This window comes from Endozoicomonas sp. 2B-B (assembly GCF_053470045.1).
In genome coordinates this window covers 6,046,142-6,062,008 of sequence record NZ_JBLZMU010000001.1, presented here as the reverse complement: position 1 = coordinate 6,062,008, position 15,867 = coordinate 6,046,142, and the positions used below count along the sequence as shown (strand labels likewise).

Here is a 15,867-nt window from a genome sequence, read left to right as displayed (position 1 = left end):
CATGTCGATTGGATGTCTGTAAAATTCATTTGACAAGGTAGCTTGAACCTTATCCATAACAGCGAGTGTTGCGCTCGTTGCGGATTTAATCAAGAGTAGTACTTACTGAGGATATCTTTTTAGTACTGGGATGTTGAAGGATTGATGACCCTTGGAGCCTCAAATTTTGGGTATTGAAAATGAGCTTTCAGCAGCATAGCGTCAGGAAAAACTGAACGAAAATTATTCGTTATAACATGGAAAGTGGATTAACACTCAATCTTTATAAATGAACTATGAAAACATTAGTATTTTTATTCTCCTTATCCTTGGTTGCTTTGCACGTTCAGGCTTTTGGTTCTACTTCTCTTGATTATCAGGCGGCTCTTATTCCGGGTGTTGCTGGAAAATTATTTTCCCAAATACTTCCTCTTGAAAGAAACAGCGCTGAAAAATCGCTAATGAATGCTTTTAAGAAAAAAGTTATAGCTGATCTTAAAGGCTGGAAAGACCCCTTTCTTGAAAGCAAGACAAATAAAGCGACAAAAGAGTTCCAGGAACTCGATCGCAAAAAAAGTACAGGTGTTTCTAAAAAAGAAAAGGATAGTTTTTACCAGTTGGCCTATGGCAAAAATCAGGCTGGCAATAGTGCTCATGTCTTGAGTGCTTTTTTATCTTTATTAATCGATACTGCTAACAATGTTTCTTTGAGAGGTAATACAGGTGATATACACGGAATTGTCAGCCTCGGTAATTCAAATGAAAAGGGAGCAGCGGGTGGCAAAGGTGATCGGTTGCCTGAAAAAAACGGAAGATCAGCCAAGGATCAAAGCCAGGAAGCATTAACGCAATTTAAACCAGGCAAGCGCAAGAGGAAAAAGGAAAAAGAACTTGATTTTGAGGTGCAGGACTTATCACCTCGAGATGCAGCCAAGCACTTCCTGAATACCGTTAATCAACTTGCGAGGGAACATAATATATCCATCAAAAGAATAATCGGGAATAATAAGTGTAAGGGTTCTGGTTATATATATTTCAGCGATGGTAGTTACATTACTAGCAGTGCGAATGTTGAAGAGATATTTGTAGATTTTATATTGTTTACGGAAGGGTTGTTAAGAGATCAGAAGTTTGTTTATAGTGATGAAGCCGATAAATATCGTTCCGGTCAAAAAATTACTAATAACCAAGTGGAACTAATAGATTCAATTTTTTCAGAAATGTTTGCTCGGAAAGATAAACAGTTGTCAGATAGAAATCATTCATATCGTCGCTATTATCTTCGTGAATTACTATCCGATTACCTTTATGAGAATTACAGAGGCTTTGGCGATGTTGGTGGCTATCAGGCAGTTGGGCATGCGACATTTCCATTCTTTGAAAAGATGCTTTTTGGGGAAGGCTATTTTTCAGAATTTGCTGCTTTTATGAGTTTTACTGATCAATATAAGGTAGAAATTATTACAGAGTTAAATAAGAGTTTCAGCTTTATAGATTGCAAGAATGAAATTATCGCTGTCCTTAGAGGTAATGACAAACTCAGAATGGCTTTTAATGAAGAGGTCATGGCGGGGGAGTTTAATAGACGCTGGTTAGATATTCTTGATGATATGTTTCAAGAAAAACCAGACTCAGTCGGACAGGCTCTTCTACCTGATAATCCCATTAATCTCAAATTTGGTGAAGAGTTGGAATATGATTTGGTTTCTAAAGAAGAAGATCAATGGGGCGGGCCAAGTTACTATTATCTTACGAAAGTAGATAAATATATGAAAAAATTAGGAGCCAATAAGGAAACTGATTATGATCCTAAGAGGTACACTTTTGATGGTCATTTCTATGTAGCCCCTTTTGTAGATTTTAAAAAATGGCTTGAGGTGAATTGTACGCCCTACCATGATGGTGACGCTGGTGCGGAAAAATGCTTTAAAAAAGTATTTAAACTCGTTGACTTAATGATTAAAGATGGCTTTATAGATCATGCCTCCGGTCACAAGCATGTAGATGCACTCTCTGCTACCCATGGCAACCCCGGCGTTCTACTGGAATTACAGAGGGAGATTGAGAGCAATCCTTATCTAACCAGAGCATTCGGTAATAATGACCGAATTGTTAAAAAAGATGAGGGTCAATGGTACAAATTGTTTTCTGACTATGCTGCTTTGAGAAGCCTGGCAATTGAACGGATGAATTGGATGATTGCTACGTATAATGAGAAGTTGGCTGGTGTAAATTATGGAGAGGGGATTGCTTATTGGCTAACGGATTCAGAGAAATTGGAAAAGCTTAAACAGTTCTCAAAATTATACAGTCATTTTGTGCAATTGGCTCCTTTACAAAACATGTTTGGTGAAGTTGGTGATGTGTTTTTAGATAAATATATGGCTGTATCTTTGTTGCACATTCCAGGAACTGAGATAATTGATCCTTATGGAACAATAGAGTTTCGCTTTTTCCGTTGTCCAGAAAATATGCAGGAATTAAAATTGATTAATCAGTTTTTAAAAGCCTTGTTCGAATATATCCACGAGCGTCGAATGCGAAATGAGCCGATTGAGTCTGTACCTGACGACATTAAAGCCAGCAAAGATTACACTCCTGAAGAAGTTCTTCATCATACTGTTGAATACTTGCAAAAACTGGGACTGAACCCCGCTGACTATCAAAGCTTTCTGAATAAAGTATCCAAGGATATGTGATCATAAAATGGCGGGTTTGATAGCCCAGCGCAGCCCTAACCTCTATGCAAGCTTCCTGATAATGCGAAATGTTAGCTTTTTTTGGAGTACAGCCACCACATTCAAGTAATGATTGGCATTTTATTCTAAGCTCTCCCCTGCGCCAGTTAATGCGATCCGGGAATGTCTGGGCAGACTTGGTGTTCAATTATCGTAACCGCAGCAGGACCATTTTAAGTACGACAGCTTCCCAATATCTAAGTACCTGGCCGGTTGGTTTCGCATATTCTGGCGAGTGGATTTTTTCATCCTTCAAGGCGCAACGACGGGCGCGTAGCCGAAGCTACGTAACCAGAGTTGGAACGCAGAAGGATGGAAAAAGCCGCCGTCCAGAATATGCGAAACCAACTGGTTAGGTACTTATATTGGGTATCTTTTAATGGGTCATGGAGTGGAAGTTGTTGAGTATAAAAACCGGTATATCTTTCTTGTGCCTGGCCTGGCTATTTCTGGCCGTGTTTTGTACGTATTCTACTGATTTGTACGGTGATACCATTCCAGATAGCTCATCTTATTGTGCACAGTTTTCTGTTCCCGGTGTCTCTGTAAGTTTTTCGTTGAACCTGGAAGATGTCGGGGCTGCGGCGGTTGTGCAGCTGGCGGTATCGTCTGCAATCGTGTTATCAGAGTTAGTTTGTCAGGGTCATGCCGTGCCCTGTAGTCCGGTTATCTATCCTCTTTTGCAGGTTTACATTATTTCGGCTGGTCTGTTGCACCGTTTTCTTTTGATTGATGCTTTCCGGCAATGGGCTTCGTGGCTTGTATTTTCCGGTTCGCAGTGGAACCCCGTGAGAATACCCGATGCTGCCACTGCTGAGGCTGGCACTTTGAATCCGGTGCTTGGCTACTCGACTCTGGCAGAAGCTGATCCAAACTATCAGATACGGCACGATAATTTTGCCAGCCTGCACAGCCTTGTGGCCTATGTTACCGAGCTTAATAAGCAGATCACACCCGGTCAGTCGGTCGTGAAAAGTCGTGATGGAAAAGCCCAACTGCAGGTTGTGCAACAGGATACCACTGCAACCGTATTCTCGATCATTCTACCCAACAGTGACAACACGACCAGCACTTATCAGGTGGGGAGTAATCAGGGCATTTTCTGGATAAAAAAATTTAATGACATCAATGTAGAGCGGTATCAACAGGTTGTTTGGAGCGAACCGAAAGAAGGAAGTACTACTGCTTGTTTAACCGTCCAGCTTATTGCTCCAGAGAAAGCAAATGAGTCTGGCTTGCAACTCGCAGTAAGGGTGCCATCCTGGCTGACTCACCGGCTTCTGGCGGTCAGCACTGAAAAGACTATAGCTAAGTTCAGCCGGTTGTTTCTGAATTGGTATTGGTCGGCTTATTTAATGTCTGAACCGGTGAAGGCTATGATGTCCCGGCGACATCAAGAACCAGGCTTGCAAGGGCTGTCTCCTGTGGTTCCTGCCTGCTACTCCGACAATCAGCATTGTTTTGGCTGGATGACCACGCAAGGTTTTTCTGCTGGCGTTGTTCCACAGTCACATATGATGGATGCACCTGCAGAGGAAAATAGTTTTTCCAGCAGCGGAGAAAGCTTCACTCTCAACAAACCTGAAGAAAGGGAGCCAGAGGGTTCCGGGGCGGGTGAGGGTGAGGGAGCCGAAGGTGGAAAAGATAAGGACAAAGGTGAAGGCTCCCCATTTTCTGAAAAGCCACGTTTGTCACCCGTCGCGTTACCTGAGAGTCTTCTGTGGCAGGAGACAGAGCAGTTTTTTTTAAACAGTGGATTGAGTGTGGGGCAGTCACCCGAAGTCGATCTTCAGGATGCCTACGACTTAATGCGCAAGATGAGCCATGCAGGCATGCTGCAGGTTTTACCTGTTGAAGGTCAGCCGATGAAAGACTGGGCAATGGTTGTGAGTAAGCGTCTTGCTCGTTATATCAATCACCCCATAAGTCCAGCAAGTGATGCAGATCAGCCTGCTTTTTCTGATCACAGTCGTAGTCGTTATGATGAGTATGTTGTACCCATGACGCAAGATATGTTTAATCGTGTCGTTGATAGCTTTGATAAATATGACCAGTTTGCTCAGACTATTATTAATCTGCGCGATGGCCTCAAGGATATTATCGAAGCCTTTTGTGTAGAGAAAGAAACGGGTAGCTGCTTGTATGGAGGAGAGTCTGTAAGAGCGTACATAACCAAATACGGGTTTGGACATCAGCTTAAATTCAAGGATAACGAGCCTGTTACGGATGATATTGATGTGCTGCTTGGGTACGACAAAGTAGACGATTTAAAACAGTGGCTGGAAACAAAACTGGTTGGTTTTAAAGTATCAGAACCCCGTAAAAAAATGTTGTTTTCTTTTCCCGGACAGAGGCCTGATCCTGAAGCCTATAACCTGTATGTGTTTGATTTCGAGGTTGATAGCGGGTCAATCAACGCCTTCCTCCCAAGCCTGGATGTCGCTATGGCGATTCCTGGATCAAAGGCGACTTTTCAGTCAGAGGAACTGGTTATTTATGAGAGCATCGTCAGGGGGCTAAACGCTGATGCGTTGGTTCGCAATACCTCTGTTCGTAAGCAGGGCAAGCATTGGGACCGTGCCCTCTATTTGAAATCGGTTTTTTCACAGAATTATTTCTTCAGTATGCTTTTAGACGACATAGATCGGCAGACAGGTGAATTACCATTACAGCCAACTCACAGGAGTACTCATTCCAAGTCAGCCACGATTGAAGTGATGAAGGAGCGCATTGATGAACTGACCTGTGAATTAAATAATAAGGAACAACAATTAAAAATTTCGAAACAAAAAGTTTTGGATGCTTTAAAAACTAATGAAATCAGTCTTGCCAAAAAGGAAGAGGAGCGAAAGCAATTATTTCATGAATTTCAGCAGAAGCTGGCGAAGGAAGGTAAAGAGATAGCTGACAGGAAGTCTGCTAATAAGAAAATGGGTGAAAAAATATTGTTATTAAATAAACTGAATAAAAGCTATGAGGAAAAAAATGTAAATCTTGATAAAGAAATAAAAAGTCTTGAGCAACAACTAAAAAAAATAAAGCAAGATCTGGCTCAAGCTCAAGATAAAAGAAAGGGGATTGATAGGTATAAAGAAAAAATCAGTCAGCTTGATCTTGAAGTGCTCAATATTAAAAAAAAGTTGGAAGTATCAAATATCAGGTGTGACGAATTGCAGGCAGATAATGAAAGGCTTAAAAAAGAAGTTTCAGAGTATAAAAAAACACATGAAAAATGCCTTGAAGTCGATAATGAAACCTCGAAAAATTTAAAAAAGCCAATTAATAATGTTAGCCACCGACTAGACCAGAATAATAAGCTAACCGGCAAAAAAAACAGACGTAAAGCTAAATTAAAAAGCTCAGAACGATATGAGTATGAATCGACTAAAAGGTCATGGCTCAGAGCTTTTTTGGTAGGTATTTCAGTTTTTATAGGCTACAAGCTAGGCGGCTACGTGGCGCTAAAATACATGCAGGAGTCCGGTAGTGATGACATAGAAAATCCTTGCCTTAATTTAGATGATTACACAGGATTAAATAGGTATATACTGCAGACATTGTGCGGTCTCGATAAAAATTACAGAGTTGTTGATTATCAGATTTTCTCGTTCATTCGTAAAAAAGCAGCTTTTGAATTTATGAATAAAAAAACTTTCTTCGAGAACCAAAGAGCACAAAAAATACAGAAGGGAAGCAAGGTTATATTAGCTCATGCCAGGTACTACCTGCTATCTCAAATGACAACAAAGCAACTCCTGCAGGTTGTAGGTGGCATCAGAGCTGGCAAGGAATCGGTGGGTGATAAACTTTTATTGAATGAAATTATCCCTGGTGTTGTTGATTATTGTGGCTTGATGCCTGATAAAAAATGGCAGTACGACTGTGGTCGTATGGCAGTACAAAGAATGCTTTCTAAGCAATTTGAGAATGAGTATTATGTTGTTGTCAATGGAAGAAGAGATATCAAACTTGGAGATTCACACAGGGTTATCAATTTCCTTCCTGTGTGGGACATAACTTCAGAAAAACTGCGCTGGTACGATGTTTGGCCCTATCGTCTTGACAACGAAGGATATGCCATTCTGGGCAATATAGCTGAAAAACAAAATGCTGTATTTTTACTGTCAGAATGCAAAGATAGAAATATTAAAAAAGAGATTAAGTTAAAAGTATTCTCTAATTATAAGTGGCTCGACAAAGTTTTTAAATGTGCTGTGAAAACTGAAATAAGTGCGAATCTTGATGCAGTTTTCTGGTGGAATCATTATTATCCGGAGGCGCATCGCAGTACAGCTGGTTGTGATGATGGACATGGGCCGTACTACGGGGCATGGAAATATATCGATAAGTAGTTACCCGGAGCTGTCATGCCAGCTTCTGAGCCTGGGCAAAACTGGGCCGACTTTTGCCCTGCTACCACTCAAGCAGTTTTTCGGGCTTCTGTTTTAGCTTTCTCGCCAGATCAGCAGGAACCATCCCGGCACGTTCCCGCGCCCAATGGACAATCTCCGGGTTGATCATGGCTTCGTTCATTATTGGCGTCCATCGTGTAATGGTTGGAACGGTATCATTATGAATATTCCATCGGTAGGTGTTATTAGAGGTTTACTGCCAACCTCCAAAACAGATCTCAAACACACTCTGGTTGTTTAAGTAATCTTTACCTAAAAATCCACATGAATGTCGTCGTTAAGATTTGCAAAGTTTGTTGCGTATTCTGGTCAGCAACGACGCTGTATGACTATTGTCGGGTGCGAAAAATGGTGAAACAAAAGTAGTGCGATTATGTACTACTTTTGTAGTGTTCATTTATTGGTTTTCATTACAGGAGGGCTGACAATGTAGAAAGTACATCATAGAAGTCATGTCTTATAGAAATGCTCATCGTTGAAAATAGCGATCTAAAATTTGCCTTCTGAAAAAATAAGACACCCATAAAAATAAAAACAAGACATTCAAAAAATAAAATAAATAAAATAAGACACCCATAAAAATAAAAACAAGACATTCAAAAATTGTATTCCCAAAAAGGATCAGAAAATCTATCTTCAAGTAGCGTATCATCGAGCTACACATCGCCATCCAACGAACAGAGGCTGTTCAAGCCATAATTCAGACAATGCAAATTCATTCCGACATGAGTCGAAGAGAGATAAAGAGAGGGTCTTTGACGTCTTAACTGACTTCTACGCTAACCTATCATATACAAACGACTACAGACATTTAAACCTCGAAGCCACTTCTGTCCGGCTTCAAGTGCATAAGCCTTCATCGCCTCCAGACGGCCAACTGCCCGATAAAAACGATTATTCCATTGCATGGTTTTCAGCCACTCATCCGGATCAATTTCCAGTCTTTCAAGAATACGAGGGATATGCGACGGGATGGAACCTTTCTTATCTGTTCTGACAATGCGACCACTCCAGTCAACCAGTTCCAGATAGTCGTGAAGAAGGTAGGGAAGGGCAACGTCCGTATTCTGGCCCTGCGAACAAAAAGGTTTCAGGGTCAGCGGCTGCTTTTTAGTCTCAGAATGTGTAACCTGCTCCACGCGTTCCTGAATCGACGTGTAGTCTGATGCTTCCGGTGTTTCCACCTTTCCAGCCCGAATCGGATTCAAGTCAACATAGGTCATGCAGGTCAGTAACGCTGCTTCGTCCAGCAATGCCTGGCTTTTAAAGCGTCCTTCCCAGAAGCGTCCCTTACACTCGTCTTCTTTGTTGGCCTCACGAGCAAGATGTTCATTCAGGCAGCGCATAAACCAGCTGATATCCGTTAAACGACGCCGGTATTCCTCAGCATATTCATCAATACGGGCCAATTCAGCGCTGCCCAGTTTGTCAGCGGCCAGATGCCTTTGCACCAGAAGTGGACCTCTGAACAAGGTCGTCCAACGATGCAGCACTTCATTCCGTGACCAGCTCCTGGCAGATGACTGATTGATATGCAAAACCACATGATAATGATTCGACATGACAGCGTAAGCGCAAACTTCGATAGCAAAGACTGAAACCAGTTCCTGAAGTTTATCCACCACCCATTGGCGGCGATGCTCGTAATTCTTGCCAGTCAGGTGGTTCTCTCCACAGAGGTAAGCCTGACGAACACATCTTGCCATGCAGTGGTAATAAGGCGTTGAGCCGGGGTCAATCAGAGTATTGCGGGGCTGAGCCATGAACTCACCTGTCTGGGTAAAAAATCAGTGATGGGTGAAAAAGTAGACCAGGTGGATGGGAAAGCAAATTTATGGGTGTCTTTTTTTCTTTTTTCTTCTCTCCCGCTCAAGCCAATCCCAGTAGCCGGGACAGATGTCCATAGCATAGTACTGGTTTTTCGCTTGGATAAACGTGTTCGCGTCCAAAAGGTATTGCATCAACAGCTCACCCTACATTAAGAGATTAACCATTCAGAGATTTGGTAAATTCGTTGAAAGTACTGATCTTACTGATATTCAAAAGCCGGGAAGCATCCCTGAGCAGCAAGCGCCCCTCGTTTGCGGCACCAACAACAGCCGTAGAAAAAAGAATGCCATTGCGCGTTTTCAGATTCAGGTTAAAAGAACCGCCACCGCTTTTTTTATTTCGAAACTTTTTCAGTTCAGAGTGGTAAAACTCAAGATACACCTCACGAGGTATCAGACCAAGATCGTAAGCACGACGAGCCAGTACCATAGAGCTGACCTTATACTGCTTTTTTAATCCTGCACAGTTTTCCACCAGACCGATCTGAGCCTGCCAGTCATTCATCAATGCCTTACCAGGCACTAGAAACTCGGCAGCAACACGGTTACAGAATATTTCTTCCTTTCTCTGGTGCCCTTGTTTAGAAACATCATCCAGCGGCATATTAGAAATACCGCTGTTACCCACCCATAAATGAGCAAGTTCATGAATCAGGGTAAACAAACGGGCAGCCGGGGCATCGGCAGCGTTGATAAAAATCAATGGCGCATACTCATCACTAATGGCAAAGCCGCGAAACTCCTCAACAGACAGCTTTCTTGTGGTGTTACTGCCAACAATACCACTGCGCATTACCATAATGCCGACAGACTCCGCCCGTTGAACCAGCATGCTAAGATATTGCTCCCAGTTTCCGGCCTCTTCCCGTGCCTTGGCAGTTACCTCCAGTGTTTGGGCAATATTTTCAGCAACACGGACTGGGTCGTCATTAAAGGAGCAGCGTCCTATAAACTCAACTTTGTCATTCCCATTTTCAATCTGGTACTCGCGAAACCACTCTTGCTTGAATAGTACGTCATTTAGGAGCTCACGGAAATCCTGTCCCAAATCGGGGGATACCCGGCTGCCCACAGTACGCAGATCAGGTATGGGCAAGGGCACTTCAGGAGGCTCTTTAAGAAAAAGATAACCAAAAGGAACCCGGAGCTGTCTCGCCAGCTTCTGAGCCTGGGCAAAACTGGGCCGACTTTTGCCCTGCTCCCACTCAAGCAGCTTTTCGGGCTTCTGTTTTAGCTTTCCCGCCAGATCAGCAGGAGCCATCCCGGCACGCTCCCGCGCCCAATGGACAATCTCCGGATTGATCATGGCTTCGTTCATTATTGGCGTCCATCGTGTAATGGTTGGAACGGTATCATTATGAATATTCCATCGGTAGGTGTTATTAGAGGTTTACTGCCAACCTCCAAAACAGATCTCAAACATACTCTGGTTGTTTAAGTAATCATTACTTAAAAATCCACACTCAGGAAATCTCCACCAAATCCCCCTTAGCCTCAAGCCAGCTCTTGCGATCGCCAGCCCGCTTTTTAGCCAGCAGCATGTCCATCTCTTCACGGGTCAGCTCAAAGTCTTCCAGTGTTAACTGAACCAAACGACGAGTGTCGGCAGACATGGTGGTTTCACGAAGCTGTAACGGGTTCATTTCACCCAGACCCTTGAAACGCTGTACGTTGACTTTGCCCCGTTTCTTTTCGGCCCTGATTCGTTCCAGAACGCCTTCTTTTTCTGCTTCATCGAGAGCGTAGTAAACTTCTTTGGCGACATCGATTCGGTAAAGGGGAGGCATGGCTACATAGATATGTCCCTGTTCTACCAAAGCTCTGAAGTGTTGTACAAACAGTGCACAGAGTAGGGTGGCAATGTGCAGACCATCAGAGTCGGCATCCGCCAGGATGCAGATTTTACCGTAGCGCAGACCGTCGAGTTTGTCTGAACCGGGGTCAACGCCCAAGGCTACAGAAATATCATGAATTTCACGAGAGGCCAGTACTTCGCTCGAATCCACTTCCCAGGTGTTCAGGATTTTACCGCGCAGTGGCAGAATCGCCTGATATTCACGATCCCTGGCCTGTTTTGCAGAGCCCCCTGCAGAATCACCCTCGACCAGGAACAATTCGGTGTAATTCAAATCCTGGCTTGAACAGTCTGCCAGCTTTCCGGGCAGGGCTGGTCCCTGAGTGATTTTTTTACGGGCTACTTTTTTGGACTTGCGCATCCGCTTCTGGGCGTTATTGATGCACAGTTCTGCCAGCAGCTCACCCTCTGCATGGTGCTGGTTCAGCCAGAGACTGAAAGCATCTTTGGCAACGCCGGAAATAAAGGTAGCGCATTCTCTCGAGGACAGACGTTCTTTGGTTTGACCTGAGAATTGGGGGTCAGCCAGTTTGGCTGAGAGAACGTAGGAGCAGTTTTCCCAGATATCGTCCGGGCCCAGTTTGACGCTTTTAGGTAAAAGGTTGCGGAATTCACAGAATTCGCGAATCGCTTCCAGCAAACCGGTTCTTAAACCATTGACGTGTGTCCCGCCCAGGGGAGTTGGAATCAGGTTGACGTAACTTTCTGTCAGCAATTCACCGCCTTCAGGAAGCCATTGTACTGCCCAGTCGACTGCTTCTTTTTCACCCTGCAGTGAACCTGTGAAAGGTTCCTGTGGCAGGGTTTCATATTCCCGGGTCGAACCTTTCAGATAGTCGGTGAGGCCATCTTCGTAGTACCACTCATCGCTATCGCCGGTGTGGTGATCGAGAAACTCGATGCTCAGGCCGGGGCAGAGTACGGCTTTGGCACGCAGTACGTGCTTGAGTTTGTTGACCGAGAATTTGGCTGAATCAAAGTAGCTGGCATCGGGCCAGAAACGAACCGTTGTGCCGGTATTGCGACGTCCACAGGTGTCGATCTCGTGCAGATCCTGGTCTTTGTAGCCATCCCTGAACGTAATCAGGGAGACTTTTGCGTCTCTGCGAACAGTGACTTCAAGACGTGTCGACAGTGCGTTTACAACCGATACCCCCACTCCGTGCAGACCACCAGAGAACTGGTAGTTCTTGTTGGAGAATTTACCACCGGCGTGCAGCCGGGTCAGGATCAGCTCTATGCCGGTTATTCCGTGTTCCGGATGAATATCCGTGGGCATACCCCGGCCATCATCAGTGACTTCCAGAGAGTTATCCTTGTGCAGGATAACCTTGATCTTGCTGGCAAACCCGGCCAGTGCCTCGTCGACACTGTTGTCGATGATTTCCTGAGCCAAATGGTTGGGCCGGGTTGTGTCTGTGTACATGCCCGGACGTTTGCGAACCGGGTCCAGGCCACTGAGTACCTCAATGGCTTCCGCTGTATAGTCGTTACGCATGAAATCCTTGTTGGGTCTGATTGCGCGTTAACTCATAAGTGTACCTAAAGCCTTGGCGTTAGTCAGTGTTGAGAGCACCTTATCATTGTTATGGGTATTTGTTCTCGGGATTTTAGTTCAGGGAAGACCTTTTTTATTTTGATGAAAGGGTCATGGATTGCGGTGTGGTCGGGCTGAACTCGAACGTAGGGTCAGGGTGCCTGTTTTCCCATAGCCAGAGCAGTAAAAGCAATAGCAGAGCCAGGAAGCTGGCACCGGCTAGCAGTTGGAAGCAGGCATCCCAGCCGTAGAGGTCGAGTACTTTTCCAAGTAACAGGTTGGCGGAAGTGGCTCCGAAAATATAGCCAAAGAGACCACAGAAACCGGCCGCAGTGGCTGCAAAGGGCAAAGGTACCAGATCAATAATATGAACGTGTACCAGCATGACCGGGCCGTAGATTAAAAAGCCGGTGGAGATCAGCGAGAGTACGGCGTGAGTGGTGTCGCCCGGTGGTGAGTTCCAGTATGCAATGACCGAAATGAGTACCAATGCCATAAAAAGTGCATTCATGGGAGCACGCTTGCCTTTGAAGTGCTTATCGCTCACGTAGCCGCAAATAAGGGTTCCGGGAATAGCGGCGTACTCAAAAGCGAAGAAAGCCCAGCTGGAGGCGTTGAAGCTAAAGCCTTTGGTTTCTGTCAGGTAGACTGGAGCCCAATCAATAACACCGTAACGAATGAAATAAGTGCAGGCGTTCACGACGGCCAGAATCCAGAGCGGTGGCAGAGTCAGGCAATGCTGGCCGAACAGCTGAAGCGTTCGGACAAAGGACGTCTTGTGTCGTTCTATCTCCAGTTCTTCCGGCAATTCCGCAGAAGGCGACGGTAGCTGGCATTGAGAAGGTCTGTCCCGTAAGAGCAGATACCCCAGTATGGCAATAATGATGGCTATAAAAGCTGGAACGTAGAACTTGCTTTGCCAGCTACCGAAGAGTGTTACTGCCAATATGGCAATGGGCCCCAGCAGGCCGCAGCCGACATTATGCGACAGGTTCCAAATGCTCATGGCTGTACCACGCTCTTGCCTGACGAACCAGTGAGCAATCAATTTGGCGCTGCATGGCCATCCTGAACCCTGTATACAGCCATTGAGGGCCAGGGTGATCACTATCATTATCAACGGGAACTGAAGCAATGGTGAAAAGCCAAGAACCAGAGAGAGTATCGCCGAGCCCAGAAGGCACAGAGGCATTAACTTACGGACATCAATACGGTCTGCCAGATATCCCATGGCCAGATTGCTGATTCCATAACTGAGGGCCAGTGCTGATAGCGCCATTCCGAGTTCAGATTTGCTGTAGCCTTCTGAAATCAGGTCGGGCATGACCATGACAAAGTTTTTCCGAACCAGGTAATAGGCCGAATAAGATAGAAAAGCCCCAAGCAGAATCTGCAATCTTAATCTTGAATAGCGTTCGTGCTGCTGTTTGGAGTAGCCATCAGGGACAACAGAGCATTTAAGGAAAGATCTCATGAATACTTCCATGAACTTTTAAGAAAAAGTGGAACACGTCAGGATAGAAGGGGCCGAAAAAACAAAGGTGGCAGTGTTTTTACGGAAAAAAAATCTTTTACCAGCGGAGGAGACGAAAGATTATCTTTGTCGTTCATCTGTTCAGACTCAAAGTCAACTTAGGGAATAATGTAGCACCATTCAGAAAAAACGCCTGTCGAATTAAAGTCTTATAAGGGTGATGTCATGAAAACCAGATATAAGACCACTATGGTTGAGCAGGGAGGCTGCGTCAATGCAGCCTTATCTTAATGAGGGCTCAGTCACGCTCGCGAAGGTGAACAAACCAGTAGCTCAGACCTACCATGACACCACCACCAATAATGTTGCCGATGGTTGCAGGGATGATATTCATGACAATCATGTTGAAGGCAGTGATATTGCTGAAAGAGTCTGCACTATAGCCTGTGGCTGCCCAGAATTCAGGCGCGGCAATGTTTTTGATCAGCAAGCCCATAGGCAGCAGGAACATGTTGGCAATGGAGTGCTCAAATCCGGCTGCCAGGAAGCAGGCGACGGGTAATGTGCAAGCGAGCATTTTTCCGGCTGCAGAACGTGCGCTCAGAGTCATCCAGTAAGTGAGACAGACAACAAGATTACAGAGGATACCCAGCATCATGGCCTGAATGAAATTGTGACCCATTTTGGCATTGGCAATGTACATGTAGTTGATACCTACCTCACCATGAGCGCCCTGGTATTGACTCACTCCCATGAGCATGGCCACCATGAAAAAGGCACCGGTCATGTTACCAAAGTAGACCAGTGTCCAGTTCCTGGTGATCTGGGCTATGTTGAGACGACGGGTGGCGCGACCCATCAGCAACAGGGTATTACTGGTAAACAGTTCGGCTCCACAGAGTACGACCATCATCAGACCCATGCTGAAAGTCAGTCCACCGACCAGCTTGGTCATACCATAGGGCAGGCCCTCTGTTCCTGTGGTAACGATGGTGTAAAACATGCCAGCCAGAGAGATAAAAATACCGGCCAGAACGGCAAGGACAAAGGTCACTTCAGGGTGCTTTTGAGTTTTACCCACAGCGGCGTCTTCTGCCAGACGGGCAATTTCAGAAGGAGGTACGCAGCCAGATTGTGGGTTGTTGTCGGTTTGCATGTCGGGGTCCAGAAGGGAAAGAACGGCCAAACTTAATGACCATGAGCGATTGAAGCTATTTCTCGTAGAGCTATTTCGAGTAAAACTATTTCGAGTAAAACTATTTCTCGTCACCCATCGTTGATGAAAATGGTGAGAAGTTTTTTCATTAAGAAAAGATAGTTTATCAATATGGGAGTCAGATGATCAGAAGGAGAATTCGTGAGTTGCTTTCAGGATTCACTCGTTGAATGGTTGACTTGTTTCGGCTTTTCCGGAGAGGATAGGGGAAAGATCCCTGTTCCAAATCGTGATTCCCGGAGAAAGGATAATGAACGGCGGTCCTTCAATCTTCGCAGTCTGCATCATGCTTTCCGTAAATACTCTGGCAGATGATGCCGACTTTATCCCTGTAGAAACCGGCGGTGAGGTTTTGAGCAGCCAACAACCAGCAAGCAGCCACACTTTTGGTCTTCGTGCTTATTCGTTGATCGGTGATGGTCTTTCTGTTCCCGATACTCACAGCTCTGCTTCAAAAAACGGTCTGTTGATTGATTACTACCCCTTTGAAAGTGGCTTCAGGGTCTCTGCAGGAGCATTTTCGGGCGACTCGAAGAAACTGGGGAAGGCCTATTTTTCTGGTGAAGGGCAGCAAGCCTATGTCGGTGTCGGTTGGAAAAAACTTCTTGATGATGCAAAACGAGTCGATCTCAGTGTTGACTTAGGTACTTTTCTGGACACAGGCCCTGAAGCGGTAGAGAGCACTGTTTCGGAGTCTACAGCCAACACGTTATTGCAACGTACCAGGTCTGACAGTAGAGATCAGCCTGTCATCAGTCTGGGTATTGAATTCAGGTTCTGAAATGCGGTGAATGCATCTGGCTTTCTGTTTTTTAATGGCTTGTAAA

At 45.0% G+C, this 15,867-nt stretch carries 9 protein-coding genes; 3 read left to right on the top strand and 6 right to left on the bottom strand.

The features are described 5' to 3' along the window. The first annotated feature begins 275 nt into the window (after positions 1-275). Both ACOMHB_RS22450 and ACOMHB_RS22445 read left to right on the top strand, forming a co-directional pair. Positions 276-2,678, top strand: a complete 2,403-nt coding sequence (locus ACOMHB_RS22450; protein WP_448218279.1) for a hypothetical protein — start codon at positions 276-278, stop codon at positions 2,676-2,678. A gap of 440 nt (positions 2,679-3,118) precedes the next feature. Next, positions 3,119-7,069, top strand: a complete 3,951-nt coding sequence (locus tag ACOMHB_RS22445; RefSeq protein ID WP_448218278.1) for a hypothetical protein — start codon at positions 3,119-3,121, stop codon at positions 7,067-7,069. A gap of 839 nt (positions 7,070-7,908) precedes the next feature. Here ACOMHB_RS22445 and ACOMHB_RS22440 read toward each other — a convergent pair. From ACOMHB_RS22440 to focA, 6 genes are all read right to left on the bottom strand, one after another. Beyond that, entirely contained in the window at positions 7,909-8,892 is a 984-nt protein-coding gene (locus ACOMHB_RS22440; RefSeq protein WP_448218277.1) for a transposase, read from the bottom strand. A 69-nt stretch (positions 8,893-8,961) separates the two neighbouring features. Beyond that, entirely contained in the window at positions 8,962-9,090 is a 129-nt protein-coding gene (locus ACOMHB_RS22435) for a DUF4411 family protein (protein WP_448218276.1), read from the bottom strand. A gap of 25 nt (positions 9,091-9,115) precedes the next feature. After that, positions 9,116-10,276, bottom strand: a complete 1,161-nt coding sequence (locus tag ACOMHB_RS22430; RefSeq protein ID WP_448218275.1) for an ImmA/IrrE family metallo-endopeptidase — start codon at positions 10,274-10,276, stop codon at positions 9,116-9,118. Positions 10,277-10,421: 145 nt separating this feature from the next. Beyond that, positions 10,422-12,311, bottom strand: a complete 1,890-nt coding sequence (gene parE / locus ACOMHB_RS22425) for a DNA topoisomerase IV subunit B (RefSeq protein ID WP_448218274.1) — start codon at positions 12,309-12,311, stop codon at positions 10,422-10,424. A 133-nt stretch (positions 12,312-12,444) separates the two neighbouring features. Continuing rightward, entirely contained in the window at positions 12,445-13,824 is a 1,380-nt protein-coding gene (locus ACOMHB_RS22420) for an MFS transporter (protein ID WP_448218273.1), read from the bottom strand. Between the two features lie 298 nt (positions 13,825-14,122). Further along, complete coding sequence (gene focA, locus ACOMHB_RS22415) at positions 14,123-15,010, bottom strand: formate transporter FocA (RefSeq protein WP_448218272.1); 888 nt, start codon at positions 15,008-15,010, stop codon at positions 14,123-14,125. Between the two features lie 280 nt (positions 15,011-15,290). On the opposite strand from focA, the gene ACOMHB_RS22410 reads away from it, so the two are divergent. Next, entirely contained in the window at positions 15,291-15,821 is a 531-nt protein-coding gene (locus ACOMHB_RS22410) for a hypothetical protein (protein ID WP_448218271.1), read from the top strand. Positions 15,822-15,867: the final 46 nt, after the last annotated feature.

What these genes read in the sequence shown, in the direction of transcription:
- ACOMHB_RS22450 (WP_448218279.1), top strand. Translation starts at nt 276, where the DNA reads ATGAAAACATTAGTATTTTTATTCTCCTTATCCTTGGTTGCTTTGCAC.
- ACOMHB_RS22440 (WP_448218277.1), bottom strand. Translation starts at nt 8,892, where the DNA reads ATGGCTCAGCCCCGCAATACTCTGATTGACCCCGGCTCAACGCCTTAT.
- ACOMHB_RS22435 (WP_448218276.1), bottom strand. Translation starts at nt 9,090, where the DNA reads ATGCAATACCTTTTGGACGCGAACACGTTTATCCAAGCGAAAAACCAG.
- ACOMHB_RS22430 (WP_448218275.1), bottom strand. Translation starts at nt 10,276, where the DNA reads ATGAACGAAGCCATGATCAATCCGGAGATTGTCCATTGGGCGCGGGAG.
- parE (WP_448218274.1), bottom strand. Translation starts at nt 12,311, where the DNA reads ATGCGTAACGACTATACAGCGGAAGCCATTGAGGTACTCAGTGGCCTG.
- ACOMHB_RS22420 (WP_448218273.1), bottom strand. Translation starts at nt 13,824, where the DNA reads ATGAGATCTTTCCTTAAATGCTCTGTTGTCCCTGATGGCTACTCCAAA.
- ACOMHB_RS22410 (WP_448218271.1), top strand. Translation starts at nt 15,291, where the DNA reads ATGAACGGCGGTCCTTCAATCTTCGCAGTCTGCATCATGCTTTCCGTA.